Genomic DNA, 25,158 nt, shown 5'->3' with positions numbered 1-25,158 from the left:
CCCACCGACTTCGGGTACGAGGATAACCGCGGCGATGGCTGCGCGTGGTCACGTTGTCACTACTGGTGAAACCCGCGACAGTTTCCCGCGGCGAGCGCGGAATTCGGTGGAACGTCGTGGCGGCACGGGGAAATCCGCGCGGGTTCAGCCCCAGCCGAGCTCGTGCAGCCGGGCGTCGTCGATGCCGAAGTGGTGGCCCAGCTCGTGCACGACGGTGATCAGGACCTCTTCGACGACCTCGTCCTCGTCTTCGCACATGGCCAGGATCGGCTGCCGGTAGATCGAGATCCGGTCGGGCAGCACCCCGCCGTACGACGACGTCCGCTCGGTCAGCGCGATCCCGTGGTAGAGCCCGAGGATGTCCGGCGCCTCGTCGTTGAACTCCTCGACGAGCACGACGACGTTGTCCATCGCCTTCGCGAACTCCGGCGGCACCTCGTCCAGGGCTTCGGAGACCAGCTCCTCGAACCGCTCGCGGCTCATCTCGACGGGCATCAGCTGCTCGGCTTCGACGAGGGCGGAGCGGAGTTCGACGAGGGCGGTGCGGAGTTCGACGAGGGCGGTGCGGAGTTCGACGTGGCCGGGCCACCGCCGCCGTCCGACGGCGGGCCGCCGTCCTGGGGCTGGCCGCCGTCCGGGCCCGCCGGGGCGGCCTTGATGCTGCCGGTCACCGCCTGCAGGCCGCTCTTGTCGGGCAGCGCCGACGCCACCTTGCAGTTGACCTTGGTCGAACCGGCGTCCCAGCTCTCCTGCTCCCGCAGGTCCCAGGTCAGGATCAGCTTCTTCGCGTCGAGGTCGGCGCCGCCGGTGTAGTCGCCCGCCGCCTTGTTGCACTCGGTGTCGAGCCAGGCCTTCTGGTCGTCCTGGGACGGGTAGCCGTCCTTGAACTTCGACTTGAGGTCCAGCGTCGCGACGATCTCGTAGGAGTGCGGCTTCGCGCAGTCGATCGGGTCGCCGACGCCCTTGCCGAGCAGCGCCAGGCAGGTGCCCGGCTCGAAGACCAGCGACTGGTCCTGGCCCTTCGCCGGCCCGGTCGTCGGCAGCAGCTTGCCACCGGGGCCCGCCCACTGCAGGCCGCACCGCAGCTGGCGGTCGCCGTCTTCCCACTGTGACGGCGTCGGGCGGAGCAGGTTCGTCGTCAGCTTTCCGTACGGATCGAGTTTGTGCCCGAGGTACGGCTTCACGTCCGCCGTGCACTTCTGCTGCGCGATCTGCTGCCACTGGTCCAGCGACGGGACGGGCGCGCCCTCCGGGTACTGGGGGCCGATGTCCACGAGTGCCGTCACCTCGAACAGGTGCGGCTCGGTGCAGGCCACCTTGTGCGCGTCGCTCGCGTCCGGGTTGTCCCAGGTCAGGCAGCTGCCGGGCGGGGAGTGGAACGCCTCCTGGGCCGCCGGGGACAGCTTGCCCGCACCGCCGCCGATGCCGCCGGTGACGCCGTCGCCCCACGAGAACACGACGCTGAGCGCGAGCGCGATGAGCGCGCCCGCGAAGATCCCGCCCATCACGACGCGGGTGCGCAGCGTCTGCGTGGCGGTGGGGAACCGATCGGCGCTGGGAGACATCGCAGTCCATGATGCCCGCGCCGAGCATGACGTGCGCGGTCCGGGTGGTTAGGGTGATGAAGGTTTCGCGGTGGCCGGTGATTACGGAGCGCACATGACGCAGGACAACAATACTGGGGACCAGCCGCCCCCCGAGCCGCCGAAGCGCGGCTCGATGAGGTTCCAGGACTCGAACACCCAGCCTCGTCAGCCTTCGCTGGCCGAGCAGCGGGCCCGGCAGCAGGCGCTGGCCCAGGAGGAACGCGACGAGGAGCTGGCCCGCCAGTCCGACGCCAAGGCGGCGACGCGGCGCAAGATCCTGATCGGCAGCGGCGTCACGGTCGGGCTCGTCGGCCTGGTCGCGACGTTCTACACGGTGGCGAAGACGGAGAACGTCACGGCCGTCTGCACCGACAAGGACGGCGTCGTCGTGCAGAACGACGACTACTGCGACGACAACTACGTCACCAGCCACGGCGGCTACCACAGCGGTGGCTTCCTGTTCCTGCCGATCCCGGGTGGCGGCTACAACAGCTACCGCTACAACTACGGCGGCACCGGTGTGGTCGGCCAGCGGGTGGCCGGTGGTTCGTACGACCCGCCGTCGGCGCGCACCAACGTCACGACGAAGTCCGGCAAGTCCGTCCAGCGCGGCGGCTTCGGCATCAGCGGCAAGAGCGGCAGCGGCGGCAGCGGCAAGAGCGGGGGATCGTAGGTGTACCGGGACCGGCGTGAGCCGCGGCGCGACTGGCAGCGGATCGTCGAAGAGCAGGGACTCGTCTACGGCACGCCGGCCCGCGACAGCAGCGGCCGCGTGCGGCCGTACTGGGACGAGTCCGTGCACTACGTCTTCGACATGGACGAGGTCCTCTCGCTGGAGGCCGACGTCGAGCTGCTGCACTCGATGTGCCTGGAAGCCGTCGACAACGTCGTGACGACCGAGGGCTACCAGCGGTTCGGCATCCCCGAGTGGGTCTGGCCGCACATCGCCGAGTCGTGGAAGCGGCAGGACCCGCACGTCTACGGGCGGTTCGACCTGCGCTACGACGGCAAGTCGCCGGCGAAGCTGCTCGAGTACAACGCGGACACGCCGACCACGCTGCTGGAGGCGTCGCTGCTGCAGTGGCACTGGAAGACCGACGTCTTCCCGGACGACGACCAGTGGAACTCGATCCACGAGAAGCTCGTCGAGCGGTGGGCGTACCTGAAGGACAAGCTGCCGTCCAACGAGCTGCACTTCACCTGGTCGGCGGCGGACCCGTCCGGCGAGGACAACGTCACCACGGCGTACCTGCAGGAGACCGCGGCCGAGGCGGGCCTCGACACGGTGGGCCTGGCGATCGAGGAGATCGGCTGGGACCCGGTGCTCAAGCGGTTCGTCGACCTCGAAGAGGCGCAGATGGCGACCGTGCTGAAGCTGTACCCGTGGGAGTGGGTGGTCGACGAGGAGTTCGGCCGCCACGCCGTCGAGTCGCTGCCGCGGACGCTGTGGATCGAGCCGCTCTGGAAGATGATCCTCTCCAACAAGACGCTGCTGGCGATCCTGTGGGAGAACTACCCGGGCCACCCGAACCTGCTGCCCGCGTTCGCCGACGACCCCGGCATCCTCACCGAGTACGTCCGCAAGCCGAAGCTGGGCCGCGAGGGCGCGAACGTCCAGATCGTGGCGACCGGCTACGAGACCCAGACCGACGGCGTCTACGGCGCGGAAGGCTTCGTCTACCAGGCGTTCGACCCGCTGCCCGAGTTCGACGGCTACCGGCCGGCGCTCGGCGCGTGGATCGTCGGCGACAGCTCCGCGGGGCTGGGCATCCGCGAGACCGGCGGCCTGGTGACCGACGACGGTGCCGCATTCGTCCCACATCGCATCCCCGAAGCGTGATACAACACCGCTGCTGATCAGCCCTTTCTCCCGGGAGACAATTTCGTGAACACGACCCTTGCGCTGTCCGACACGTTCGGCTCCGACCTCGTGCGGGGGATCGGCGCGATCCTGCTGTACGGCGTCATCGGCCTGCTGCTGATGTTCGCCGGCTTCTGGGCGATCGACTGGACCACGCCGGGCAAGCTGTCGAAGCTCGTGACGCGGGGCCTGCCGAACGCCGTGATCGTGACCGCGTCCGGGCTGCTGGCCATGTCCTTCATCGTGGTCGTGGCCATCTTCAACTCGGCCAGCGACCTCACCGAGGGCCTGATCACGTCGCTGGTCTACGGCCTGCTCGGGATCGTCGTCCAGGTCGTCGGGGTGCGGCTGCTGGAGTGGGCGACCCGCATCGACGTGGCCTCGACCATCGAGAGCGAGAAGTTCGCCCCGGTGAGCGTCGTCGTCGCGTCGGCGCACATCGGCCTGGGCCTCGTGGTGGCGGTCGGCATCTCCTGACCCTGGCCGGGTTCCGCCGTTCGCACTAGCGTGGGTGGCGTGCGCCTGCTGAGGACACCGGACGACCGGTTCACGGACCTGCCCGACTTTCCGTACGAGCCCCGCTACGCCGAGGTGGCCGATGCCCAAGGCGGCCGGATCAGAGTGGGGTACGTCGAAGCGGGCCCGGCGGACGGCCCGGTGGTCCTCCTGCTGCACGGCGAGCCGAGCTGGTCGTTCCTGTACCGCAAGATGCTCCCGGTACTGGCGGCCGCCGGGCTGCGCGCGATCGCACCGGACCTGGTCGGCTTCGGCCGCTCCGACAAGCCGGCCGCGGTGACCGACCACAGCTACGCCCGGCACGTCGAGTGGATGCGCGGCTTCGCGTTCGACGCGTTGGACCTGCGGGACGTGACGCTGGTCGGCCAGGACTGGGGCGGGTTGATCGGCCTGCGGATGGTCGCGGAGCACCCGTCCCGGTTCGCACGGGTGGTGGCTTCGAACACGGGGTTGCCTACGGGGGACGTCGACATGCCGGCTGAGTGGCATGCGTTCCGGGAGGCCGTCTCGAAGGCACCGGTGCTGGATGTGGGGCGGTTCGTGCAGTCGGGGTGCAGTTCTAACTTGCCGGCTTCGGTCCGGGCGGCGTACGACGCGCCGTTCCCGAACGAGACGTACAAGGCCGGGCCGAGGGCGATGCCTTCGCTGGTGCCCTATCGTCCGGATGACCCGGCTTCGGAGGCGAACCGGGCGGCGTGGAAGACGTTGAGCGAGCTGGAGCTGCCGTTCCTGGTCGCGTTCTCGGACGGCGACCCGATCACGGGCGGCATGGGACCGATTCTGCGGCGGTCCATGCGTGGGGCTTCGGGCTTGGACCATCCGGTGATCGCCGGGGCCGGGCACTTCCTGCAGGAGGACGCGGGCGAGGAGCTGGCCGAGCACGTCGCCAGGTTCGTGCGGGGTTGAGCGGACCGGCAGCCGGAGCTCGGCCGCGGTAGAACTCTGCCGCGGTTGAGAGAAACGACTGTCCTCGCCGGACGGGCAGGCTCTGGGATGGCCGCTCTTCGCCGCTGCTGTCTCTCGTTGCGATGTGGGCCGCTGGGTGGTCATCCCGTCGCCTGATTGAGGCCTATCACTTTGAGCCGGGCCCGCAAGGTTGCGCTGTTCTCTTTCTTTGCGCTGTTGGTTGCGGGCCCGGCTCAAAGTGATTTTTTGGCCTCAGGCGACGGGATGACCACCCCGCTCCTTTGTTTGTCAGGCTAGGGCTGCGTGTGTTGCCTTCAGTGCGTCCACCAGGATGTTCAAGCCCTCCTGTGCCTCGTCTGCGGTCAAGGTCATCGGTGGTCCGAGGCGGAGGACGTTTCCGTGTAGGCCGCCCTTGCCGATCAGCAGCCCTCGGTTCTTTGTCTCCTCCAGCATTCGGGCTGCTGCTGGGACGTTGGGCTCTGTTGTTCCCGGCTTGATCAGCTCCACTCCGATCATCAGGCCCTTGCCGCGTACCTCGGCCACCAGGGGGGAGTTGGCTGCTTGGAGGCCGGACAACAACTGTGCTCCGCGGGCCGCGCAGTTCGCCTGCAGGTTGTGGTCCTTGATGTAGTCCAGGACCGCCGTTGCGCCCGCCATCGATACCGGGTTGCCGCCGAACGTCGAGAACGACTGGGCCTGGAAGCAGTCCAAAACCTCTCCGCGGGCCACCACCCCTCCCACCGCGAGGCCGTTGCCCAGGCCCTTGGCGAACGTCATCATGTCCGGTGTCACGCCGTGGGCTTCGATGCCCCAGAAGTGCTCGCCCGTCCTGCCCCAGCCCGTCTGGACCTCGTCCGAGATGAAGAGGACCCCATAGGCGTCGAGGACCTCCTTCATCGCCCGGAACAGGCCGTCCGGGGGGAGGCTGAAGCCGCCCACTCCCTGGATCGGCTCCGCGATCAGGCAGGCCACGTCGCCCGCTGTGGCCGTGTCCAGGACATCCTGCAAGTCTGCGACGCACGCGTCGATGTACGCCGCGTCCGGGAGGTCGCGGAAGGGGCTTCGGTAGCGGTAGCCGCCGTGGACGTAGTTGACCTTGACCGGGCTCAAAGCCGATGCCGACCAGCCTCGGTTGCCCGTTATCGCCACCGTTCCGAACGAACGTCCGTGGTAGGAGTTGCGCATCGCCAGCACCTGGTTGCTGCGGCGGTACTGCGTCGCCAGCATCAGGGCCGTGTCGTTGGCCTCGCTGCCCGAGTTCGTGAAGAACACCTTCGCGTCCGGGATGCCGGACAGCTTCGCGATGCGCTCGGCCAGCTCGACCTGGGAACGGATCAAATAGAGGGTCGAGGTGTGGAGGATGCCCGTGTCGAGCTGCTTGCGGACCGCGTCGCCGATCTCGGCGACGTCGTAGCCCATCGAGTTGGTCAGGACGCCCGCGAAGAAGTCCAGGTACGTGCGGCCCTGGGAATCCGTCATGCGGCGGTCGTGCGCGTGGACGATCTCGATCGGCTCCTCGTAGAGCAGCGACATCCAGGACGGCATGACTGCGCGGTGCCGGGCCAGCAGCTCGTCGGTCATCGGGCGCCTCCTCAGGGTTTCCCTGGAGTATGGGGACGCCGTGAACAGCGCTTCAACGATCAGACTGTCGGGATAACCCAGTAGGGCCGCACAGTCTGTACGGACTACCCTCTGACCCGTGATTGACCCCAGGACTCTGCGCGATGACCCGGAAGCCGTGCGCGCGTCGCAGCGCGCTCGTGGTGAAGACGAGGGAGTGGTCGACAAGCTGCTCTCCCTCGACTCCCGGCGCCGGTCTTCGATCGCGGCCGCCGACAAGCTGCGCAACGAGCAGAAGCTCCTGGGCAAGCAGATCCCGAAGGCGCCGCCGGAGGAGAAGCAGCAGCTGCTGGCCACGGCCAAGGAGCTCGCCGCGCAGGTCAAGGCGGCCGAGGCGGAGCAGAACACCGCGTCGGAGGAGTTCGACACGCTCTTCCGCACCTTGCCGAACGTCGTCCACCCGAGCGCGCCGGTCGGCGGCGAGGACGACTACGCCGTCGTCAAGCACGTCGGCGAGCCGACCAAGCTGGGCTTCACGCCGAAGGACCACCTCGAGCTGCTCGAAGGCCTCGGCGGCGTCGACATGGAACGCGGCGCGAAGGTCTCCGGCTCGCGGTTCTACTTCCTCACCGGCGTCGGCGCGCAGCTGCAGCTCGGCCTGCTCAACATGGCCGTCGCGCAGGCGGTCGAGAACGGCTTCACGCCGATGATCACACCGTCGCTGGTCCGCCCCGAGGTCATGGCGGGCACCGGGTTCCTCGGCTCGCACTCGAGCGAGATCTACCACCTCGAGGAAGACGACCTGTACCTCGTCGGGACGTCGGAAGTGCCGCTGGCCGGCTTCCACTCCGACGAGATCCTCGACCTGACCGAGGCGAAGCGGTACGCGGGCTGGTCGTCCTGCTACCGCCGCGAGGCCGGCTCCTACGGCAAGGACACCCGCGGCATCATCCGCGTCCACCAGTTCGACAAGGTGGAGATGTTCGTCTACGCGAAGCCGGAGGACGCCGAGGCGGAACACGCGCGGCTGCTCGGCTGGGAAGAGGAGATGCTCGCGAAGATCGAGGTGCCCTACCGGGTCATCGACACCGCGACCGGCGACCTCGGCACGTCCGCGCACCGCAAGTTCGACTGCGAGGCGTGGATCCCGACCCAGGAGACCTACCGCGAGCTCACCTCGACGTCGAACTGCACGACGTTCCAGGCCCGCCGGCTGGCGATCCGCTACCGCGACGAGAACGGCAAGCCGCAGGTCGCCGCGACGCTCAACGGCACCCTGGCCACCACCCGGTGGATCGTCGCGATCGTCGAGAACCACCAGCAGGAGGACGGCTCGGTCCGCGTGCCCGAGGCGCTGCGCCCCTTCGTCGGCGGCAAGGAAGTCCTCGAGCCTCGCTGAATCGGGCGGATCCACGGTGCTGGTCCGTTCGTCCCAGTAGTGTCCGGGCCGAACGGGAGGACTCATGCGGAACAAGTGGCAGGTCGCGGCGGCGCTGGCGGCCGTGACCGTGGTGACCGGGTGCACGGTGACGGTCGGCGGGTCGGCGTCGCCGGTGCCCGGCCAGGGGCCGGTCGTCACGGCCGTCGACGCCTGCACGCTGCTCGACCAGGCCCAGGTCGACGCCCTCGGCTACGAGACGCCGGGCCGTTCGGTGAAGGAGAACAAGGACCGGCTCCAGCCGCCGATGTGCCTGTGGAACTCGAAGGAGGACGTCGATCCGTCGGCCATCCTCAACGTCGGCGTCGCCTCGGACCTGGACTTCAACGAGTACATCTCCGGCGCCGTCAAGAAGTCCGAGCCGCAGCGGATCAGCGGGCTGACCTGGACGCAGTACGCGTCGATCCTGCCCGACGACTGCACCTTCTACGCCCTGCTCGGCGCCAAGTCGTTCGCCTACGTCGGCGTCTCGGCCGGCAAGCTCGACCGGTCGTGTGAGCTGGCGAAGCTGGCGATCCCGCAGGTCGCCGCGCACCTGCCGGGCGGGCAGGACGCCCCGCCGATCACGCCGTCGACCTCGGCGAAGCCGGAGCCGGGCGGCCCGCTGCTGTCGGCCGACCCGTGCGCGACGCTGAAGCCGGACCAGGTGTCCCAGCTCAAGAACATCTCGCCGGACGGGAAGAAGGACACCTCGTCCACGGTGCCGAACGCGTCCTTCTGCCTCTGGGACGACACCGACGGCGACGGCGGCCAGAAAGCCTTCGAAGTCTGGTTCGGCCCGAGCACGCCGGTCGGGGAGTGGCCGGGGGCGAAAGGTGTCCCGCCGACCGAAACCGTCGACGTCGGCGGCAAGAAGTGGGGCCTGTTCCCGAACATGGGCGGCCTGCGGGTGACCTGCGGCGCGACCCTGTCGATCACCGACACGTCGTCGGTGCAGGTGGTCAGCGGGTTCATCGGCGACGACACGAAGACCTGCGACACCGTGAAGCAGGGGCTGCCGCTGGTGACCGCGAACCTGCCGGGTTAGTTCTCCGACGACACCTGGTCCGCGATGTGGCGCGCGATCTCCAGCGCGCTCGTCGCGGCCGGCGACGGCGCGTTCAGGACGTGCACCTGGTCGCGCGCGGTCTCGATGAGGAAGTCGTCGACGAGCGAGCCGTCGCGGCGCATCGCCTGGGCGCGCACGCCGGAGCCGTGGCGGACGATGTCGTCCTCGGTGACGGCCGGGACGAGCCGCGCGAGGCTCGCGGCGAACCGCTTCTTCGAGAACGAGCGCCGGACCTCGTCGAGCCCGGTCGGGAACGCGTACTTCTTCGCGAGCCGCCAGGCGCCCGGGAAGGCGGCGACCTCGGCGACGTCCTTCGCGGAGAAGTCGCGCCAGCGGTAGCCCTCGCGGCGCAGCGCGAGCACGGCGTTCGGGCCGGCGTGGACGCTGCCGTCGAGCATGCGCGTGAGGTGCACGCCGAGGAACGGCAGCGTCGGGTCCGGCACGGGGTAGATCAGGCCCTTGACCAGGTGCCGCCGGTCCGGCTTGAGCTCGTAGTACTCACCGCGGAACGGCACGATCTTCGCCGACGGCGTCAACCCGGCCAGCCGCGCGACGCGGTCGGAGTGCAGGCCGGCGCAGTTCACCAGCGCATCGGCCTGCACGACGTCGTCGCCGGTCGCGACCTCGACCCCACCGTTGGTCCCGGCCCGAATGGCCATCGCGGGCGAGTCGAGCCGCAGGTCGACGCCGGCTTCGTCGAGCAGCCGGACGAGCGTGTGGCAGACGGCGGGGAAGTCGATGATCCCGGTCGACTCGACGCGCAGGGCGGCGACGCAGGCGACCTCGGGCTCGTACTCGCGCGCTTCGGCGGGCGAGATCTGCTTCGCCGGGACACCGTTGGCCTCGGCCCGTTCGGCGAGCGTGTTCAGGGCGGGAATTTCACTCTCCCGGGTGGCGACGACGAGCTTCCCGCACACCTCGACGGGCACGCCGTACTGCCGCGCGAAGTCCACGATGGACCGATTCCCGGCGACGGACATCCGCGCCTTGAAGGACCCGGGCTTGTAGTAGAGGCCGGCGTGCACGACGTTCGAGTTGTGCCCGGTCTGGTGGGCCGCCCAGCGGGATTCCTTCTCCAGGACGGTGACGTCCAGCCCGCGCCTGGTCAGCTCCCAGGCCACGGCCAGACCGACGATCCCGCCCCCGACGACTACCACGTTACGCACGGTCAATGAGGCTACGCGAGTCTCACCAGGTGGTTCAGGAAGGCCCGCCAGGCGGTGGCGGGGTGCTGCTGGACGGGCAGGGCCGGGTCCTTCGAGTCCCGGACCAGCACCTCGGCCGGGGTGAGGGCTGCTTCGAGGCAGGCGCCTTCCTGCTGGCTGTAGGTGCTTTTCCGCCAGCTTGCTTCGAGGCAGGCGCCTTCCTGGCCACTATAGGTGCTTTTCCGCCACGCCCCAGCCCTCAGCATCATCGGTCTCCTTCGCCAGCCGGGCGATGAAGCTCGTGGATTCCGCCGGGCTCATCGCGACCGCGTGGATACCTTTGATCGCCGCGCGGTACTTCCGGACATCGTAGTCGTCCGGCACGAAGGCGCCGGAACTCAAATGCTCGAAATACACGACTGCACTCTTGTCGACCAGCGAATACAAGATGAACGGTCCTGCGATTCCCGGATGCCAACCGCAGCGCGCCGGTACTACCCGGAGCGAGATGGTGCGGAACGCGGCGATCTCCACGAGGAAGCGCAGCTGCTCCGCCATGGTCGCGGGGCTGCCGATGTGGTCGCGAAGCGCAGCCTCGCCGATGAGCGCCTCGAAAGGAGTCGGCTCGCGCCCGACGATGAGGCGGCGGCGTTCCATCCGCAGCCTCACCCGTTGCTCGATGTCGTACTCGGAAGAACCGTTGCTGAAGAGTGCTCGGGCGTAGGCGGGGGTCTGCACCAGCCCCGGGATGCCCAGCGGCGACCACTCCACGATCAATTCCGCTGCCTTCTCGCACTCGATCACCGCCGCGAGCTGCTGCGGAATTCCGGGTGTGCCGTACGTGAGCCAGCCCGGCTCCGCCGCGCCCTTCGCCAGCGCCAGGATTCGCTCTTTCCGCTCGCCGATCACCCCGAGCGCACCCAGGATCGCGGTGATGTCCTCCAGCCTCGGTGTGCGCAGGCCGAGCTCCCACTGGCTCAGCAGCTGCGGGCTGATTCCGATCCTCCGGGCCAGCTCGCGCAGGCCGAAGCTGGCGTCCTTGCGCACCGTGCGGATCGAGGCCGCCAGCGTCCGGGTTCTCGGGGTGACGGTGTCCGTCTTCGGCATGGCCGCAATCTAGGTGTCCCCACCTGCTGGACGCCCGTCCTCGATCGAGTGCTTCAGCCCCGTCCGGTACGCCCGCTCGAACCCCTCCACCCCCAGCGACGCCACCAGGCGCCCGCGGACCGCCGTCACGTCCGGGTCGCCGCTGATCGCCGTCCCGCGTACGGCTGCCGCCGTGCCCAGCAGCGCCGCCGCCTCTGTTGGGCGGGCCACTCCCGCGAGGCCCTCCAACGCGAACGCCACCACGTCACCCGCGTTCCACTGCCGTCCGATCGACAGCGCCGAACGGTGCAACGAAGCAGCCGTGGGCCGGTCACCCTCCGCCAAGGCCAGCCAGCCCAGCGAAACCAGCGCCATCGCCCGCACCGATTCCGCCGCGAACGAGCCTCCCGCGCACTCCGCCAGCGCCCGCTCGCACAGCTCCCGCGCCGCCGCCAAGTCGCCCGACAGCCGGGACAGGTTCGCCAAGCCGACGTACGCCGCCGCGCGGGACTCCGGCATTCCCGAGCGGGCCGCCGTCGCTGCCGCCAGTTCGTAGTCCGCGCGGGCCCGCACCCGATCTCCCGACAGCAGGTGCGTCCACGCGCGGCGGCAGATCAGGTCCGCCACGTCGTCCGTCGCGCCGATCTCGTGCATCAGGCCCAGCGCTTCGTCCATCAGCGGCAACGCGGCCGCGTACTCGCCCCGCCAGGTCCGCAGCTGGGACAGGTGGTCCAGCGCCATCGACAGGCCCCACCGCTCGCCCAGCGCGCGGAACTGCGCCGCGCCCTCGCGCAGTCCCTCCTCCGCGCCCGCCAGGTCGCCCGACATCATCGCCCGCAGGCCCATGCCCATCGGCAGCAGCGCCCAGCCCCAGGCGTCGCCGGCCGCCAGCAGGCTCTGGCCGCGGCCCAGCAGTTCGGCGTCGTTCCCCGGCGGGCCGACCACCACCCCGAGCAGCATCACGAGCATGGGGTTCCGGGGCGTCCAGTCCTCGTCCGTCGCGTACCGGCGGACCAGCGGCAGGTACTGCTCGAGCGACTCGTGCGGCCGCCCGGCCAGCGCGCCGAGCACGCACACCAGGAACTCCTCGGCGTACTGCTCGCGCACCTCCGGCGAACACCGCGAAACCACGGCCAGCGACAACCCGGCTCCCTCGAACCGCCGCCCGCGCATCCACCAGTACATCGCCAGCAGCGGCACCAGCCGCAGCGCGAGCACGACGTCGTGCTCGGTCGACCAGCGCAGGGCGGCCAGGATGTTGTCGTAGTCGGCGTCGATCCGCGCCAGCCACTCCAGCTGCTCCGCCGTCCGCAGCCTCGGATCCGCTTCCGCCGCGAACCGCAGGAAGTACTCCGCGTGCGCGCGGTGGAACGTCGAGGCTTCGCCCGCTTCGGCGAGCTTCTCCGCGCCGAACGCCCGGATCGTCTCCAGAATCCGGAACCGGCCGCCGACCGGCTCGACCAGCGACTTGTCGGCCAGCTCCGGCAGCAGGTCGGCGTCCGCGCCGCACACCTCGGCGGCGGCCGCGGCGGTCGCGCCGCCGGAAAACACCGCCATTCGACGGGCCAGCGCGCGTTCCTCGGCGGTCAGCAGGTCCCAGCTCCACTCGACCACCCCGCGCAGCGAGCGGTGCCGGGCCTCGGCCGTCCGGCTGCCGCGGGCCAGCAGCCGGAACCGGTCGTCCAGGCGGGCCGCGATCTCGCCGAGCTCCAGCGTCCGGACGCGGGCCGCGGCCAGCTCCAGGGCCAGCGGGAGGCCGTCGAGGGCCGCGCAGACGTGCTGCACGTCGCCGATCGTCGACTCGTCGAGCGTGAACGCGGGATCGCTCGCCGCCGCGCGATCGGCGAACAGCCGGACGGCCGGGAACTCCCGGGCCCGCGCGGCCGGCGTCCCGGGCGGTGGGACGGCCAGCCGCGGCACCGGCGCCAGCTGCTCGCCGGTGATGCCGAGCGGCTCGCGGCTGGTGGCCAGCACCCGCAGCCCGGGGCACGCCGCCAGCAGGCGCGCGGCCAGCCGGGCCGCCACGTCGACGACGTGCTCGCAGTTGTCCAGCACCAGCAGCACCGGGCGGTCGCGCAACGCCGCCACCAGCCGCTCGACGGGCTCCTGCGGGCCCCCGCGCGTGCTCTCGCGCAAGCCGAGCGCGGTCAGCACCGCACCGGCGATGTCGGCACCACCGTGCGGGGCGAGCTCGACGAACGCCACCGGACCGGCCTGGGCGGCGGCGGCCTCGACGGCCAGCCGGGTCTTGCCGGTGCCGCCCGGTCCGGTCAGCGTCACGAGCCGGGCGCGCGCCAGCAGCTCCGCCACCTGCCGCAGCTCGGCGTCGCGGCCGACGAAGCTGGTCAGCTGCGCGGGCAACCCCGGGAGGACCGGCTTCTCCGTCTCGCCGCGAAGCACCGCGAGGTGCGCCTCGGCGAGTTCCGGGCCCGGGTCGGCGCCCAGTTCGTCGGCCAGCGTGCGGCGGGCGTCCTCGAACGCGGCGAGCGCGTCGGCCGGCCGTCCCGCGGCGGCCAGGGCCCGGACCAGCTGCGCGCGCGGCCGCTCCCGCAGCGGCTGCGCGGCGACCGTCTCCCGCAGGCTGGCCAGGACGTCTTCGGCCTGCCCGAGGGCCAGCCGGGCCTCGGCGAGGTCGTCCGCGGCGTCCGCGCGCAGCTCCTCGAGCCGTGTGGCCCGCGCGGCGGCGAAGGGCGCGTCGGCCAGGTCGGTGAACGCCGGCCCGCGCCACAGCGCCAGCGCCTCGCCCAGCACGTCCGCGGCCCGCGCGTGCTCGCCGTTCTTGAGCAGCGCGCGGCCTTCGCGGACGAGACGTTCGAAGCAGTGAACGTCCACTTCGTCCGGTGCGACGGCCAGCCGGTAGCCGGCCGCGGTGAATTCGACCGGGGCCAGATCCTTCAGCGCCGTCCGCAGCCGCGACACCTGCGACTGGAGGGCGTTCGCGGCGCCGTCGGGCGGGTGCTCGCCGTACATGCCGTCGATCAGGCGCTCGGCCGGGACGAACCGCCCGGCCTCGAGCGCGAGCAGCGCCAGCAGCGTCCGGGACCGCGGGCCGCCCACCGCCACCTGCGCGCCGCCGGGGCGCCACGCGGCGACGGCCCCCAGCACCCCGAATCGCATGCGCCCAGCGTAAGACGTCCCCGACCTGCGGCGGGTGTCCCTCCACAGGGGAGTTCGGCGTGGGCCTGTGAATCACCTGAGCGTGCGTCTATACACTTCGCCGGGTCCCCACGCAATGGGAGAGGTATGTCGTCAGACAGCATTGCCCTCGGTCAGCCGACCGTCGGCGAAGAAGAGCTCGCCGCGGTGGCCGAGGTCTTCCGGTCCGGCTGGCTGGCCGGTGCCGGACCGGCGTGCCGCCGCTTCGAGGAGCGGTTCGCCCAGGTCACCGGCACGGCACACGCGCTGACGACCGCGAACTGCGGCTCGGCGCTCTTCCTCGGGCTCCAGGTCCTCGGCGTCAAGCCCGGTGACGAGGTCATCGTCGGCGACTACACGTTCCCCGCGACCGGCCACGCCGTCGTCCAGGCGGGCGCGAAGCCGGTGTTCGCCGACATCCGCCCGGACGTCTTCAGCGCGGACCCGGCGCACGTCGAAGCCCTGGTCACGCCGAGGACGGTCGGCATCCTCGCGGTCGACGTCGCCGGCCAGCCCGGTGACTTCGACGAGTACCGGGCGATCGCCGACAAGCACGGCCTCTGGCTCTTCGAAGACGCCGCCTGCGCCGCGGGCGCGACGTACCGGACGCGCCCCGCCGGCAGCCTCGCCGACCTCGCCGCGTTCTCCTTCCACGGCCGCAAGGGCATCACCGCGGGGGAGGGCGGCGCGCTGGTCTCCGACCGCGAAGACCTCATCGCCCGCGCCCGCAAGCTGCACACCTACGGCATCGAGCCGGCCATCAGCCGCGAAGGCTCGGACACGCTGCCCATCCCGGAGTTCCACGAGCTCGGCTACAACTTCCGCCTCTCGGACGTCCAGGCCGCGATCATGAACGTCCAGCTCGACCGCCTCCCGGACCTCCTCGCCGCCCGCCGCTCGGTCGCCAAGCGCTACTACGAGGCCTTCGCGGACGTCGACGCGCTGACCGTGCCGGTCGAGCTGCCCGACCGCGAGCACCCGTGGCAGGCCTACCTGCTCACGGTCGCGCCCGAGGTCAGCCGCGACACGCTCGCCATGCGCGTCCGCGAACAGGGCGTCCAGTGCAACTTCGGCACCTACGCCTCGCACCTGCAGCCGATCTACGGGCCTCAGGCCCCGCTGCCCGTCTCCGCCGACGCCTTCGCGCGTCAGCTCGCCATCCCGATGCACGCCAACCTCACCGACGCCGAAGTCACCCGCGTCGCCGAGGTCGTGCGCGAAGCCGTGCAGTCCCTGTCCTGAAGCCGCCGACCGAGGAGAAATTGGTGTCCGACAAGAAGGTGCTCTTCACCGGGGGTGGCGGGTTCATCGCCGCGCACGTGATCCCGCTGCTGCTCGAAAGCGGCTACACGGTCCGGATCTTCGACAACATGACCCGCGGCGACCGCGCGCGCGTCAACGAGTTCGTCGCCACCGGCAAGGTCGAGCTGGTCGAGAAGGACGTCCGGTACGGCGGCGCGGTGCGCGAGGCGATGCGCGGCTGCACCCACGTCATCCACTTCGCGACGGTGTCGATCAACAAGTCGATCGCCGACCCGCACGAGTCGATCGACATCAACATGATCGGCAACAACAACGTCTTCGCGGCGGCCGCGGACGAGGGTGTCGAGCGGCTGGTGTTCGCCTCGACCGCGTCGGTCTACGGCGACCCGAAGCGGCTGCCGATGCACGAGGACGACGAGCTGCGCCCGCTCACGCCGTACTGCATCTCGAAGCGCGCCGGCGAGGACCTGCTCGGCTTCTACGAGCGCACCAAGGGCCTGTCCTGGAACGCGCTGCGGTTCTTCAACGTGTACGGCCCCGGCCAGAAGATCGAGGCCTACTACACGTCGGTGATCAACCACTTCATCCAGCGCCTGCGCAACGGCCAGCCGCCGATCATCGACGGCCGCGGCGACCAGTCGATGGACTTCGTGCACGTCACCGACCTGGCGCACGCCGTCGTCGCGGCGCTGGAGTCGGAGAAGGCGAACGTGCCGATCAACATCGGCACCGGCATCGACACGTCGATCGCGGCGCTGGCCAAGATCCTCATCGAGGCCGTCGGCGTCGACGTCGAGCCGCTGTTCAACGACCGTGACGTGCTGGTCTCGCGGCGGGCCGCCGACATCAGCCGGGCGCGGGACGTGCTGGGCTGGGAGCCGCGGATCACCGTCGAAGACGGCATGCGGGATTTGGTCAAGGAAACCGAGTGAGCACCTCCGCGGGGCCGGCCCGGGGGCGTGCGATGCGCATCGCGGTGGTGAACAACTTCTTCCCGCCGCGCGTGGGCGGCAGCGCGCACATGGCGGCTTCGCTGGCGGCCCAGTTCGTCGCGGCCGGGCACGAGGTCCTCGCCGTCACGGCCGCGTACGCCGAGGCCCCGGCCGAGGAGGAGCGCGACGGCTACCGCGTCGTGCGCCTCCCGGCGGTGAAGATGCCGCAGGTCGGCCTGTCGATCGACTTCGACATGAGCTTCGCGTCCCTGCGGCCCGGCAACTGGCGGCGGCTGTGGAAGCTGCTGGACGAGTTCAAGCCGGACGCGATCCACCTGCACGGCCAGTTCTTCGACCTGTCGTGGCTGGCCGGCATCTGGGCGCGGCGGCACGGCGTGCCGACGCTGCTGACCATCCACACGCTGCTGATCAGCGACAACAAGCTGTACGGCGGCGTGTTCCGCCTGCTCGACGCGGTGCTCGTGCGGCCCATCCTGGCGTACCTGAAGCCGCGGTACGTCATCCTCGACAAGCTGGGTGTCGACTACTGCGTCGACCGGTACGGCACGAGCGACGCGAACTCGGAGTACTTCCCGATCGCCGTCGACACCGGTCACTTCGCGAAGCCGGTGACGAAGGACGTCCGCGCGAAGCACGGCATCGGCGACGCGCCGCTGATCGTGTCGCTCGGCCACGTCATCCCGCTGCGCAACCGGCTGCCGCTGATCGAGGCGCTGCCGTCCATTTTGGACAAGCACCCCGGGGTGCGGGTGGTCGTCGTCGGCCACGTTTACCACGACGCGTTCCTGAAGCGGGCCGCCGAGCTGGGGGTGTCGGACGCGCTGGTCGTCACGGGCGCGGTCCCGAAGGAGGACGTCCCGGCGTACTTCGCGGCGGCGGACATCGTCACGCACGACCTCAACGGCGGCTGCGGCACGGCGTCCCTGGAGGCGATGCTGTCCGGCACGGCGACGATCGCGTCGGTCACCGAGGACAACTACCCGGGCATCGAGCTGCGCAACGGCGAGAACGTGCTGCTCGTGCGCCCGGACGACGCGGAAGCCGTGGCCCGCACGGTGATCGAGCTGCTGGACGACCCGCAGCGCCGCGCGCTGATCGCGCAGCGCGAGAGCGAGCTGGTGCGGTCGAACTTCGGCCTCGACGTCGTCGCGGAAGAGCACCTCAGGACCTTCGAGAAGCTGGTGTCGGAAGCCGATGTTCTTCGATGACGAGCGCAGCCACCGGCTGCGTCCGCAGATCCTGACCGAGCTCGTCTCGCAGTACATGAACGACGCCGAGCGAGCGGCCTTTTACGGCTTGCCGTCGACGTGCCGCGTACGCGAGCGCGTGAAGATCATCAGCCCCGAGAACCTGAAGATGGGCGACCACTGCTGGATCGGCGAGGGCGCGGCCCTCGACGCGAGCGGCGGCCTGGAGATCGGCGAGCACACCAGCATCGGGCTGAACACGCTGATCTTCACGCATTCGAGCTGGCTGGCGAACATGACGCTGCAGAACCACTCGGGCAGCGACCTGATCGAGCGCAAGCCGGTGAAAATCGGCAAGGGCTGCTTCATCGGCGGCCTGGTGGTGATCATGGCGGGCGTGACGATCGGCGACTTCGCGACGGTCCAGCCGAACTCGGTGGTGGCCAAGGACGTCCCGCCCCGGACCCTGGTGGCGGGCAACCCGGCGCGGGTGTTCCAGAGGTACGACGAGGAGTACATCCAGTCCGAAGTGGACCGGGTCCGCGCGGAGAACGCGCGTCGGCGGGAGATCGCGGAGTCACACGGGCAGGACACTTCGGGCTGGGGAGCCCCATCGGGCGACTACTCAGCGGAGTAGCGATACGGCAAGCTGGCGTGAGATGATGACGTCCAGTAACCGATGGTGGGGAGAAGGCGGATGAGTGTCATGGAGTGGCCTCACGACCTTCTGTCCTTCGACGACTGGATCAACCTGCCGGAAACTCCGGAGTACCAGGTCGAGGTGGTCGAAGGAGTTCTCCACGTGGCGCCGCGTCCGATGCTTTTCCACCAGCGAGTCGTCTACCGACTGACTTCTCTGATGGATGAGCAGCTGCCGGATGACTGGACCGCCCTGAACGAAGTCGAGATGGTCCTCTGCGAAGCACCGCTCACGGTCCGTGTCCCCGACGTGCTGGTGGCCCCCGATTCCCTGGTGGAAGCCAACCCGCCCCGGCTCGACGCCGGTGACGTCCGGTTGGCGGTCGAGGTGCTGTCCGAGGGCACCCGGCGCACCGATCAGGTCACCAAGTTCTCCGAGTACGCCGAGGCCGGCATCGAGCACTACTGGATCGTCGACCTCGACTCGCCGGTCAGCATGATCACCTACCGGCTCGTCGACGGGGACTACGAGAACTTCGGGGAGTTCTCCGGCGTCGCGGAACTCGAGTTCGCCGGTAGCCCGATCACCATCGACCTGAACGCCCTCACCACCCGGCGGGCCCAGCGGCCGGAGTAACTTTCGCCGCGTGACCGGGGAAGAAACGGCACGGCCTGACGACCGCCTGCCATCCGTGCTCCGCTTCGCGACCGAACTCGTGGCCTGGGTGGCCACGCCGTGGGCGCTGGCCGGCCGTTCGTGGCTGCTCGCCGTGCTGTCCGTGGTGGTGCTGATCGGCCTGCCGACCTGCTTCGCCACCCCGGGTGACAAGGCGAAGGTGATCGTCGCGGTGCCGGGCTGGGTGACGATCCTGCTGGTGGTGCTGCAGCTCGTGGCGGCGGTGGTCGGCTCGTGGTTCGCCTGGCCGGCGTGGGCGGCGGTCGTGGTGACGGTGCTGGCGGCCGCCACCGTGGTCACCGAGCGGCGGCGCTGGCGGTGGCTCGCCGGTCGCGGGGGAGTTGGATGACGGCGGCACCGGCGCCGGACGCCGGTACCGCCGTCGTGAAACCGCCCGATCCTCCGGCGGTGAAGTCCTACGCACGGAACCGCACGCAGGACTCTAGTACTTCGTGACCGAGCGCGAGATATCGGTTACGCAACGTTTCTATTAGCCGCAGCGGACGCTCGCAAGATCCGCGAAGCAACCTTCCGGCGCTTCGGCCGTCGCTGGGAACGACGGAACGAGGTGAGGCATGGCGCGGGGCGACGAAGAATTCGCGGAGTTCGTCCGCGCGTCGTCGGCTCGGCTCACCCACGCCGCGTACCTGCTCACCGGCGACCGCCACCAAGCGGAAGACGCCGCCCAGACCGCCTTCACCCGCACCTACGCGGCCTGGGCGCGCGTCCGGCACAAGGACGCCTACGGCTACGCCCGGACCGTCCTGGTGAACCACGTCATCGACGGCTGGCGGCGGCCGATCCGCGAGTACGCCACCGAGGCCCTGCCCGAACGGCCGGACGGCCTCGACGTCGACCGGGCCGTCACCCAGCGCGCCTGGCTCACCGCCGTGCTCAAGACGCTCACCGATCGCGAACGCGCCGTCGTCGTCCTCCGGCACTTCTTCGACCTGCCGGAAGCCGACGTGGCCCGTGAGCTCGGCGTTTCCCTGGGTACCGTGAAGAGCACGAACTCGCGGGCGCTGGCCAAGCTGCGGGTCGAGGCGGACGCGGAGGACACGCTGATCGGAGGGAGCGGGCGGTGAACGAGCTCGACGACTTCCGCGCCGCCCTCCGGCAGCCGCCCGAGGAGCCCTTCGCCGAGCCCGACCTGGCCAGGATCATGGCCGACGGGACGCGCCTCCGCCGTCGCCGCCGTCTGCTGACTGGCACCGCGGGGGTCGCCGCCGCGGCCGCCGTCGTGCTCGTCGTGGTGTTCGCCATTCAGCTGCGGCAGCCCGCGTCCGTGCCGGTCGCGCGGCCGCCGTCCCCGGCGCCGGCCGTGTCCACCACGTCCCCGGCGCCGCCCGCGGAGCAGCCGGTCGGCGACGTCGTCGGCACCGGGATCCGGACCCGCGAGGGTGAGCTCGTCCTCTACGCGCGGGCCGTCGACGCGCCGGAGCTGCCGGGTGTCCGCTTCGGCCTGGTGGCCGGCGTCCGGGTCGGGACCTCGCTGGAGTCACTGCTGGCGACGAACGAGGTCAAGGGCTCCGACCGGTCGTTCGGCTTCCACGCCACCGACGGCGGCGAGGTGATCGGCGACCAGGTCATCCCGGTCTTCGGCTACTTCGCCGGCCCGGCGGCGAGGATCACGACCACGGTGCACGGCCGGACCGTCGAGGCGCACCTGGCCAGGTGGTCCACGGACCCGAACGTGGTCATCTTCTGGTTCCACCCCGACTCCGTTCCCGACTCCGCCGTTTTGACGCCCCTGATCGCCTACGACGCCGACGGCAAGCGGCTCACCAAATAGGCGGTACCCGCCCACCCGATGCGGGCGTAAGACGGGCATCGTGACCTCTCGACGAGCGTTCCTCACCGCCTCGGCCGCGCTCGGCGTGGCGACGGCCGTCGGTACCCCGGCCGGTGCCGCCGGACTCGGCGACCGCGGTCCCGGCGTCCCGGTCCGGCCGCAGCGTCCCGGCGCGGAGCTGCGGGCCCTGCTCCGCCAGGTCGACGAACGGCGGATCGAAGCGACCGTGCGCCGGCTGGCCGCGTTCGGCACCCGGCACACGCTGTCCGCGCAGGACGATCCGGCCCGGGGCATCGGTGCCGCGCGCGACTGGCTCTTCGCGCAGTTCCAGCAGGTCGCGGCGGCGTCCGGGGGACGGCTGAGCGTCGAGCTCCAGTCCTACGTCCAGGCGCCCGCCGACCGGATCCCGGTGCCGACGACGATCACCAACGTCGTCGCGACGCTGCGCGGGTCCACCGATCCCGGCCGCGTGTACGTCGTCTCGGGGCACTACGACTCGCGCCGCAGCGACGTCATGGATTTCACCGGGGACGCGCCGGGCGCCGACGACGACGCTTCGGGCGTCGCGGTCGCCTTGGAGCTCGCGCGGGTGCTCTCGACCCGGCAGCCGGCCGCGACGATCGTCTTCGCCGCCGTCGCGGGCGAAGAGCAGGGCCTGTACGGCTCGCGGTACCTGGCGCAGCAGTTCAAGGCGGCCGGCACCGACGTCCAGGCGATGTTCACCGACGACATCGTCGGCTCGAGCCGCGCCGACGACGGCACGCGCGACCCGTTCACCATCCGCCTCTTCGCCGAAGGCGTTCCGACCGCGGAAACACCGGCCGAAGCGAGCCTGCGCCGCAGCATCGGCGGCGAGAACGACTCTCCGCCGCGGCAGCTGGCCCGGTTCGTGAAGTCCGTGGCGGAGAACGACGCGACCGGCATGACGGTCCGGGTCGTCTACCGCCGCGACCGCTACCTGCGCGGTGGCGACCACATCGGCTTCCTGGAACAGGGCTACCCGGCGGTGCGGTTCACCGAGCCGAACGAGGACTTCGCGCACCAGCACCAGGACGTCCGCGTCGAAGACGGCGTCCAGTACGGCGATCTGCCGGAGTTCTGCGACTTCCCGTTCATCGCGCGGGTCGCCCGGGTGAACGGCGCCGCGCTGTGGTCGCTCGCCACGGCACCGGGCACGCCGAAGGGCGTGAAGATCCGCACGGCGGCGCTGACGAACGACTCGGAACTGCTGTGGACCGCCACGCCGGGCGCGACGAGCTACGAGGTCCTCTGGCGCGAAACGACGGCCCCGGACTGGACGCACGCGATCGACGTCGGCCCGGCGCTGACGGCGAAGATCGACCTGTCCAAGGACAACGTCTTCTTCGGCGTCCGCGCGGTGGGCGCCGGCGGTCGCCGGAGCCCGGCCGCGTTCCCGGCGCCGGTGAGTTAGGCCGCGGCCTGCGTCAGGACCTGCTCGACGACGTGGTGCGACGGCAGGATCAGGTCGCGCTCGGTGCCGGCGTCGATCTTGCCCTCGAGGAGGTCGCAGAACCGGTCCAGCTGGGTCGCCAGCGGCTCCCGGGCCGTGACGAGCTCCGGGATCTCGATGACCGTCTGCTGCCGGTAGCCGAGGCCGTCCGGGGTGACGGAGTCGTGCGAGACGTGCCGGTAGATCGTGACGTCCCGGCGCAGCAGGTCGATCTCGATCAGCCGGTCGAGCTCCGACACCATCAGCGACCGGACCTTCCGCTGCCCCAGCCGCGAGGCCGAAACGGTGGCCAGGCCGGTCGGGAACGACAGCACCGTCTCGATGGTGTCCTCGGCGCCCTCGGCCGACTGCGGGTGGAAGTAGCCCGCGCCGGACGTCACGCGCGACGGCGTCGCGCCGCCGAAGAACTGGATCGCCAGGTCGACGTCGTGCACCAGCAGGTCCCACGCGACGCCGGTCTTGATCCGGGGCGCGTACGGGCCGTGGCGGCGGGCCATCAGGTGGATCGGCTCCTGCACCAGCGCCAGCGCGGTCATCACCGCCGGGTTGTAGCGCTCCAGCAGCCCGCACATCAGCGGGATGTCGTTCTTCGCCGACAGCGCGACGATTTCCTGGGACTTCTCGAAGCTGTTGCAGACCGGCTTCTCGACCAGCATCGGCTTGCCCTGGCGGAAGATCTCCTGCGCCAGGTCGTAGTGCACCTCGGTGGCCGAGGCGAGCACGACGGCGTCCACATCGGACAGTGAGCCGATCTCCGGCGTCCACTGCGTTTCGTACCGCTCGGCGACGGCCTTGCCCGCTTCCTCGCGCGGATCGATCACGCGGACCAGGTCGACGCGCTCGTTCCCGGCGAGCACGCGGGCGTGGAGGGAACCCATGTTCCCGGTACCGACAAGAGCGATCCGATGCGTCATGCGCCCAGTACCTCGCGAACGGTTTCGATGATGGTGTCCAGGTCGGACTCGGTCAGGTGCGGGTGCACCGGCAGCGACAGCGCCTGCTCGGCGACCGACTTCGCCACCGGGAAGTCCTCGACGCGCGCGCCCGGGATCAGGTCGTGACCCGCGTAGCAGTCGTAGTCGAAGACGATCTTGGGGTAGTAGATGCCGTTGCCGATGCCGCGCTCGGTCAGCGCCGCGGCGAGCTCGTCGCGCGAGAGGAACGCGTGCGGCCCGACCAGCACCGTGTACTGGTGCCACACGTGCTCGCGGCCCGGCAGCACCTGCGGGACGTCGAGGCCCGGCGTGCCCGCGAGACCCTCCGACAGGCGCTTCGCGTTCGCCTGGCGGGCGGCGGTCAGCTGGTCGAGCTTCGCCAGCTGCGGGATGCCCACGGCCGCGTGCAGGTCGGTCATCCGGTAGTTGTGGCCCGCGACCTCGTACTGGTAGCGGGCGCGCATGCCCTGGTTGCGCAGCACGCGCAGCTTGTCGGCCAGCGCGTCGTCGTCCGTGGTGATGACGCCGCCCTCGGCGGTGGTGATGTTCTTCGTCGCGTACAGCGAGAAGCAGCCGATGCCGAACGAGCCGGCCGGCTTGCCCTCGAACGACGCGCCGACGGCCTGCGCCGAGTCCTCGATCACCTGAAGGCCGCGCTCGGCGGCCAGGGGCGCGAGCTTGCCCATGTCCGCCGTCTGGCCGTAGAGGTGCACCGGCATGAGCACCTTCGTGCGGTCCGTCACGGCGGCCGCAGTGGTTTCTGGGTCGATCGCGAAGTCGTCTCGCCGGATGTCGGCGAACCGGACGGTCGCGCCGGCCTCGAGGATCGCGTTGAGCGTCGCGACGAAGGTGAACGGCGAGGTGATGACCTCGTCGCCCGGCTTCAGGTCCAGCACCTGCAGGGCCGCGACCAGCGCGGTGGTCCCGTTGTTGACGGCGATCGCGTGCTTCGTCCCGGAGACCGCCGCGAAGGCGTCTTCGAAGCGCTTGACCATCGGTCCCTGTGCGATGGCGCCGGAGCGCAGCACCTCGACGACGAGGTCCTCCGCGTCGCGGACGTCGACCACAGTGATGGGGATCATGGGCAGTCTCTCTCGGCAGGCGATTTCGGCGCGTCCGGTACAGTGAGCCGCCGGTTCTGCGCCCGGCCGCCCTGCAGCAACGCGGGCCACACGTTACCGGGCGCGGTAGCACGCCCAGTACCCAGCCGCCGACGAACGGACGACCACCCGTGGCCAACCGCATCCACCCGACCGCCGTCATCGGCGAAGGCGTCGAGCTCGGCGAGGACAACGTCATCGGCCCGTTCACGGTGATCGCCGGGCCCACGCGGATCGGCGACGGCAACTGGATCGGCCCGCACGTGACGATCGGCACGCCCGGCGAGGACCGTGGCCGCCCCCACCCGGCGGCTTGGGAAGACGCGCCCACCGGTGACCCCGATCACGACGGCCACGGCGTCGTCATCGGCAGCCGCAACCGCATCCGCGAGTACGTGAGTGTCCACCAAGGGACCTGGCGGACAACGACCGTCGGCAGCGACAGCTACTTCCTCCGCAACTCCCACATCGCGCACGACTGCCTGGTCGGCGACGGCGTCACGATCGCCTCGAACGCCGTCACGGGTGGCCACTGCCACATCTGGGACGGCGCGAACCTCGGCATGGGCGCGATCCTGCACCAGAAGGTCGTGATCGGACCCGGCGCGATGATCGGGATGGGCTCGGCGGTGCGGCGCGAGATCGGCGCGTTCACCATCGCCGTCGGCAACCCCGCCCGCGTCACCGGCGTCAACGTGGTGGGCCTGTCCCGCCGCGGTCTCGACGAGGAGACGATCGAGGCCCTCGGGCCGTGGCTGAAGGGCAAGGAAGGTCTCCCGGACGTCACGCTGCCCGGCGACCTCTCTACCTTGGTAAAGGCGTGGGACGCCCGCCCGCGCGAAGAGCACTAGGAGCTGTCAG

General features: G+C 70.4%; 25 protein-coding genes. 16 read left to right on the top strand and 9 right to left on the bottom strand.

Going from position 1 to position 25,158, the window contains the following annotated elements:
• Positions 1 to 144 precede the first annotated feature (144 nt).
• Both DV20_RS39545 and DV20_RS39540 read right to left on the bottom strand, forming a co-directional pair.
• Positions 145 to 495 (bottom strand): metallopeptidase family protein, encoded by a 351-nt coding sequence (locus DV20_RS39545; RefSeq protein ID WP_004558570.1) that lies wholly within the window; start codon positions 493 to 495, stop codon positions 145 to 147.
• On the bottom strand, positions 495 to 1,565 hold the full coding sequence (locus DV20_RS39540) for a septum formation family protein (protein ID WP_051736318.1): 1,071 nt from the start codon (positions 1,563 to 1,565) through the stop codon (positions 495 to 497). Before DV20_RS39540 ends, DV20_RS39545 begins: the two co-directional genes overlap by 1 nt.
• 94 nt (positions 1,566 to 1,659) lie before the next feature.
• Here DV20_RS39540 and DV20_RS39535 point away from each other — a divergent pair, with 94 nt between their 5' ends.
• The 4 genes from DV20_RS39535 to DV20_RS39520 are packed head-to-tail and all read left to right on the top strand — an operon-like array spanning position 1,660 to position 4,869.
• A complete protein-coding gene (locus DV20_RS39535; protein ID WP_235191134.1) occupies positions 1,660 to 2,259 on the top strand; it encodes a hypothetical protein in 600 nt (199 codons plus the stop codon).
• On the top strand, positions 2,260 to 3,426 hold the full coding sequence (locus tag DV20_RS39530; RefSeq protein ID WP_043788666.1) for a glutathionylspermidine synthase family protein: 1,167 nt from the start codon (positions 2,260 to 2,262) through the stop codon (positions 3,424 to 3,426).
• Positions 3,427 to 3,471: 45 nt separating this feature from the next.
• On the top strand, positions 3,472 to 3,924 hold the full coding sequence (locus DV20_RS39525; protein WP_043788665.1) for a DUF350 domain-containing protein: 453 nt from the start codon (positions 3,472 to 3,474) through the stop codon (positions 3,922 to 3,924).
• Positions 3,925 to 3,954: 30 nt separating this feature from the next.
• Entirely contained in the window at positions 3,955 to 4,869 is a 915-nt protein-coding gene (locus DV20_RS39520) for a haloalkane dehalogenase (RefSeq protein WP_043788664.1), read from the top strand.
• 288 nt (positions 4,870 to 5,157) lie between these two features.
• On the opposite strand, the gene DV20_RS39515 is transcribed toward DV20_RS39520, so the two are convergent.
• On the bottom strand, positions 5,158 to 6,450 hold the full coding sequence (locus DV20_RS39515) for an aspartate aminotransferase family protein (protein WP_043788663.1): 1,293 nt from the start codon (positions 6,448 to 6,450) through the stop codon (positions 5,158 to 5,160).
• Between the two features lie 118 nt (positions 6,451 to 6,568).
• Here DV20_RS39515 and serS point away from each other — a divergent pair, with 118 nt between their 5' ends.
• A complete protein-coding gene (gene serS / locus DV20_RS39510; RefSeq protein ID WP_043788662.1) occupies positions 6,569 to 7,828 on the top strand; it encodes a serine--tRNA ligase in 1,260 nt (419 codons plus the stop codon).
• Positions 7,829 to 7,892: 64 nt separating this feature from the next.
• Complete coding sequence (locus DV20_RS39505) at positions 7,893 to 8,894, top strand: DUF3558 family protein (protein ID WP_043788661.1); 1,002 nt, start codon at positions 7,893 to 7,895, stop codon at positions 8,892 to 8,894.
• On the opposite strand, the gene lhgO is transcribed toward DV20_RS39505, so the two are convergent.
• The 4 genes from lhgO to DV20_RS39490 are packed head-to-tail and all read right to left on the bottom strand — an operon-like array spanning position 8,891 to position 14,263.
• Positions 8,891 to 10,081 carry an L-2-hydroxyglutarate oxidase gene (lhgO, locus tag DV20_RS39500; protein ID WP_043788839.1) on the bottom strand — a complete coding sequence of 397 codons (1,191 nt, stop codon included), beginning with the start codon at positions 10,079 to 10,081 and terminating at the stop codon, positions 8,891 to 8,893. The genes DV20_RS39505 and lhgO overlap by 4 nt on opposite strands.
• Before the next feature lie 11 nt (positions 10,082 to 10,092).
• Positions 10,093 to 10,326, bottom strand: a complete 234-nt coding sequence (locus DV20_RS44520) for a DUF397 domain-containing protein (protein WP_084093893.1) — start codon at positions 10,324 to 10,326, stop codon at positions 10,093 to 10,095.
• Positions 10,289 to 11,167, bottom strand: coding sequence for a helix-turn-helix domain-containing protein (locus tag DV20_RS39495; protein ID WP_043788659.1), 879 nt, complete (start codon positions 11,165 to 11,167; stop codon positions 10,289 to 10,291). Before DV20_RS39495 ends, DV20_RS44520 begins: the two co-directional genes overlap by 38 nt.
• Before the next feature lie 9 nt (positions 11,168 to 11,176).
• Positions 11,177 to 14,263: a BTAD domain-containing putative transcriptional regulator gene (locus DV20_RS39490; RefSeq protein WP_043788658.1), complete on the bottom strand. Its 3,087-nt coding sequence runs from the start codon at positions 14,261 to 14,263 to the stop codon at positions 11,177 to 11,179.
• Between the two features lie 126 nt (positions 14,264 to 14,389).
• Here DV20_RS39490 and DV20_RS39485 point away from each other — a divergent pair, with 126 nt between their 5' ends.
• The 9 genes from DV20_RS39485 to DV20_RS39445 all read left to right on the top strand — a co-directional run bounded on the left by DV20_RS39485 (position 14,390) and on the right by DV20_RS39445 (position 22,223).
• A complete protein-coding gene (locus tag DV20_RS39485; protein ID WP_043788656.1) occupies positions 14,390 to 15,523 on the top strand; it encodes a DegT/DnrJ/EryC1/StrS family aminotransferase in 1,134 nt (377 codons plus the stop codon).
• Positions 15,524 to 15,546: 23 nt separating this feature from the next.
• Positions 15,547 to 16,476, top strand: coding sequence for an NAD-dependent epimerase/dehydratase family protein (locus DV20_RS39480; protein ID WP_043788655.1), 930 nt, complete (start codon positions 15,547 to 15,549; stop codon positions 16,474 to 16,476).
• Positions 16,477 to 16,508: 32 nt separating this feature from the next.
• Entirely contained in the window at positions 16,509 to 17,705 is a 1,197-nt protein-coding gene (locus DV20_RS39475; protein ID WP_043788838.1) for a glycosyltransferase family 4 protein, read from the top strand.
• Positions 17,692 to 18,321 (top strand): acyltransferase, encoded by a 630-nt coding sequence (locus tag DV20_RS39470; protein ID WP_043788654.1) that lies wholly within the window; start codon positions 17,692 to 17,694, stop codon positions 18,319 to 18,321. The genes DV20_RS39475 and DV20_RS39470 overlap by 14 nt, the downstream gene beginning before the upstream one ends.
• 42 nt (positions 18,322 to 18,363) lie before the next feature.
• The gene (locus DV20_RS39465; protein ID WP_326938526.1) at positions 18,364 to 18,960 is read left to right on the top strand and encodes a Uma2 family endonuclease; all 597 of its coding nucleotides are present in this window, start codon (positions 18,364 to 18,366) and stop codon (positions 18,958 to 18,960) included.
• 10 nt (positions 18,961 to 18,970) lie between these two features.
• Positions 18,971 to 19,348: a hypothetical protein gene (locus DV20_RS39460; RefSeq protein WP_043788651.1), complete on the top strand. Its 378-nt coding sequence runs from the start codon at positions 18,971 to 18,973 to the stop codon at positions 19,346 to 19,348.
• A 226-nt stretch (positions 19,349 to 19,574) separates the two neighbouring features.
• Positions 19,575 to 20,084: a SigE family RNA polymerase sigma factor gene (locus DV20_RS39455; protein WP_043788650.1), complete on the top strand. Its 510-nt coding sequence runs from the start codon at positions 19,575 to 19,577 to the stop codon at positions 20,082 to 20,084.
• Positions 20,081 to 20,791: a hypothetical protein gene (locus DV20_RS39450; protein WP_043788648.1), complete on the top strand. Its 711-nt coding sequence runs from the start codon at positions 20,081 to 20,083 to the stop codon at positions 20,789 to 20,791. Before DV20_RS39455 ends, DV20_RS39450 begins: the two co-directional genes overlap by 4 nt.
• A 40-nt stretch (positions 20,792 to 20,831) precedes the next feature.
• Positions 20,832 to 22,223 carry a M20/M25/M40 family metallo-hydrolase gene (locus tag DV20_RS39445; protein WP_051736317.1) on the top strand — a complete coding sequence of 464 codons (1,392 nt, stop codon included), beginning with the start codon at positions 20,832 to 20,834 and terminating at the stop codon, positions 22,221 to 22,223.
• On the opposite strand, the gene DV20_RS39440 is transcribed toward DV20_RS39445, so the two are convergent.
• Both DV20_RS39440 and DV20_RS39435 read right to left on the bottom strand, forming a co-directional pair.
• A complete protein-coding gene (locus tag DV20_RS39440; protein WP_043788645.1) occupies positions 22,220 to 23,176 on the bottom strand; it encodes a Gfo/Idh/MocA family protein in 957 nt (318 codons plus the stop codon). The genes DV20_RS39445 and DV20_RS39440 overlap by 4 nt on opposite strands.
• Positions 23,173 to 24,279: a DegT/DnrJ/EryC1/StrS family aminotransferase gene (locus DV20_RS39435; protein WP_043788644.1), complete on the bottom strand. Its 1,107-nt coding sequence runs from the start codon at positions 24,277 to 24,279 to the stop codon at positions 23,173 to 23,175. Before DV20_RS39435 ends, DV20_RS39440 begins: the two co-directional genes overlap by 4 nt.
• Before the next feature lie 149 nt (positions 24,280 to 24,428).
• Here DV20_RS39435 and DV20_RS39430 point away from each other — a divergent pair, with 149 nt between their 5' ends.
• Positions 24,429 to 25,148, top strand: coding sequence for an acyl-ACP--UDP-N-acetylglucosamine O-acyltransferase family protein (locus DV20_RS39430; RefSeq protein WP_043788643.1), 720 nt, complete (start codon positions 24,429 to 24,431; stop codon positions 25,146 to 25,148).
• The last annotated feature ends 10 nt before the right edge of the window (positions 25,149 to 25,158 follow it).

It is taken from the genome of Amycolatopsis rifamycinica, assembly GCF_000695625.1.
Classification (GTDB): Bacteria; Actinomycetota; Actinomycetes; order Mycobacteriales; family Pseudonocardiaceae; genus Amycolatopsis; species Amycolatopsis rifamycinica.
This window is presented reverse-complemented; position numbering and strand designations above follow the sequence as displayed.

Coding starts and splice junctions, on each gene's coding strand:
- DV20_RS39455 (WP_043788650.1), top strand. CDS start 19,575: ATGGCGCGGGGCGACGAAGAATTCGCGGAGTTCGTCCGCGCGTCGTCG.
- DV20_RS39490 (WP_043788658.1), bottom strand. CDS start 14,263: ATGCGATTCGGGGTGCTGGGGGCCGTCGCCGCGTGGCGCCCCGGCGGC.
- DV20_RS39545 (WP_004558570.1), bottom strand. CDS start 495: ATGCCCGTCGAGATGAGCCGCGAGCGGTTCGAGGAGCTGGTCTCCGAA.
- DV20_RS39505 (WP_043788661.1), top strand. CDS start 7,893: ATGCGGAACAAGTGGCAGGTCGCGGCGGCGCTGGCGGCCGTGACCGTG.
- DV20_RS39475 (WP_043788838.1), top strand. CDS start 16,509: ATGCGCATCGCGGTGGTGAACAACTTCTTCCCGCCGCGCGTGGGCGGC.
- DV20_RS39440 (WP_043788645.1), bottom strand. CDS start 23,176: ATGACGCATCGGATCGCTCTTGTCGGTACCGGGAACATGGGTTCCCTC.
- DV20_RS39515 (WP_043788663.1), bottom strand. CDS start 6,450: ATGACCGACGAGCTGCTGGCCCGGCACCGCGCAGTCATGCCGTCCTGG.
- DV20_RS39540 (WP_051736318.1), bottom strand. CDS start 1,565: ATGTCTCCCAGCGCCGATCGGTTCCCCACCGCCACGCAGACGCTGCGC.
- DV20_RS39465 (WP_326938526.1), top strand. CDS start 18,364: ATGGTGGGGAGAAGGCGGATGAGTGTCATGGAGTGGCCTCACGACCTT.
- DV20_RS39535 (WP_235191134.1), top strand. CDS start 1,660: ATGACGCAGGACAACAATACTGGGGACCAGCCGCCCCCCGAGCCGCCG.
- DV20_RS39435 (WP_043788644.1), bottom strand. CDS start 24,279: ATGATCCCCATCACTGTGGTCGACGTCCGCGACGCGGAGGACCTCGTC.
- DV20_RS44520 (WP_084093893.1), bottom strand. CDS start 10,326: ATGCTGAGGGCTGGGGCGTGGCGGAAAAGCACCTATAGTGGCCAGGAA.
- DV20_RS39485 (WP_043788656.1), top strand. CDS start 14,390: ATGTCGTCAGACAGCATTGCCCTCGGTCAGCCGACCGTCGGCGAAGAA.
- DV20_RS39495 (WP_043788659.1), bottom strand. CDS start 11,167: ATGCCGAAGACGGACACCGTCACCCCGAGAACCCGGACGCTGGCGGCC.
- DV20_RS39470 (WP_043788654.1), top strand. CDS start 17,692: ATGTTCTTCGATGACGAGCGCAGCCACCGGCTGCGTCCGCAGATCCTG.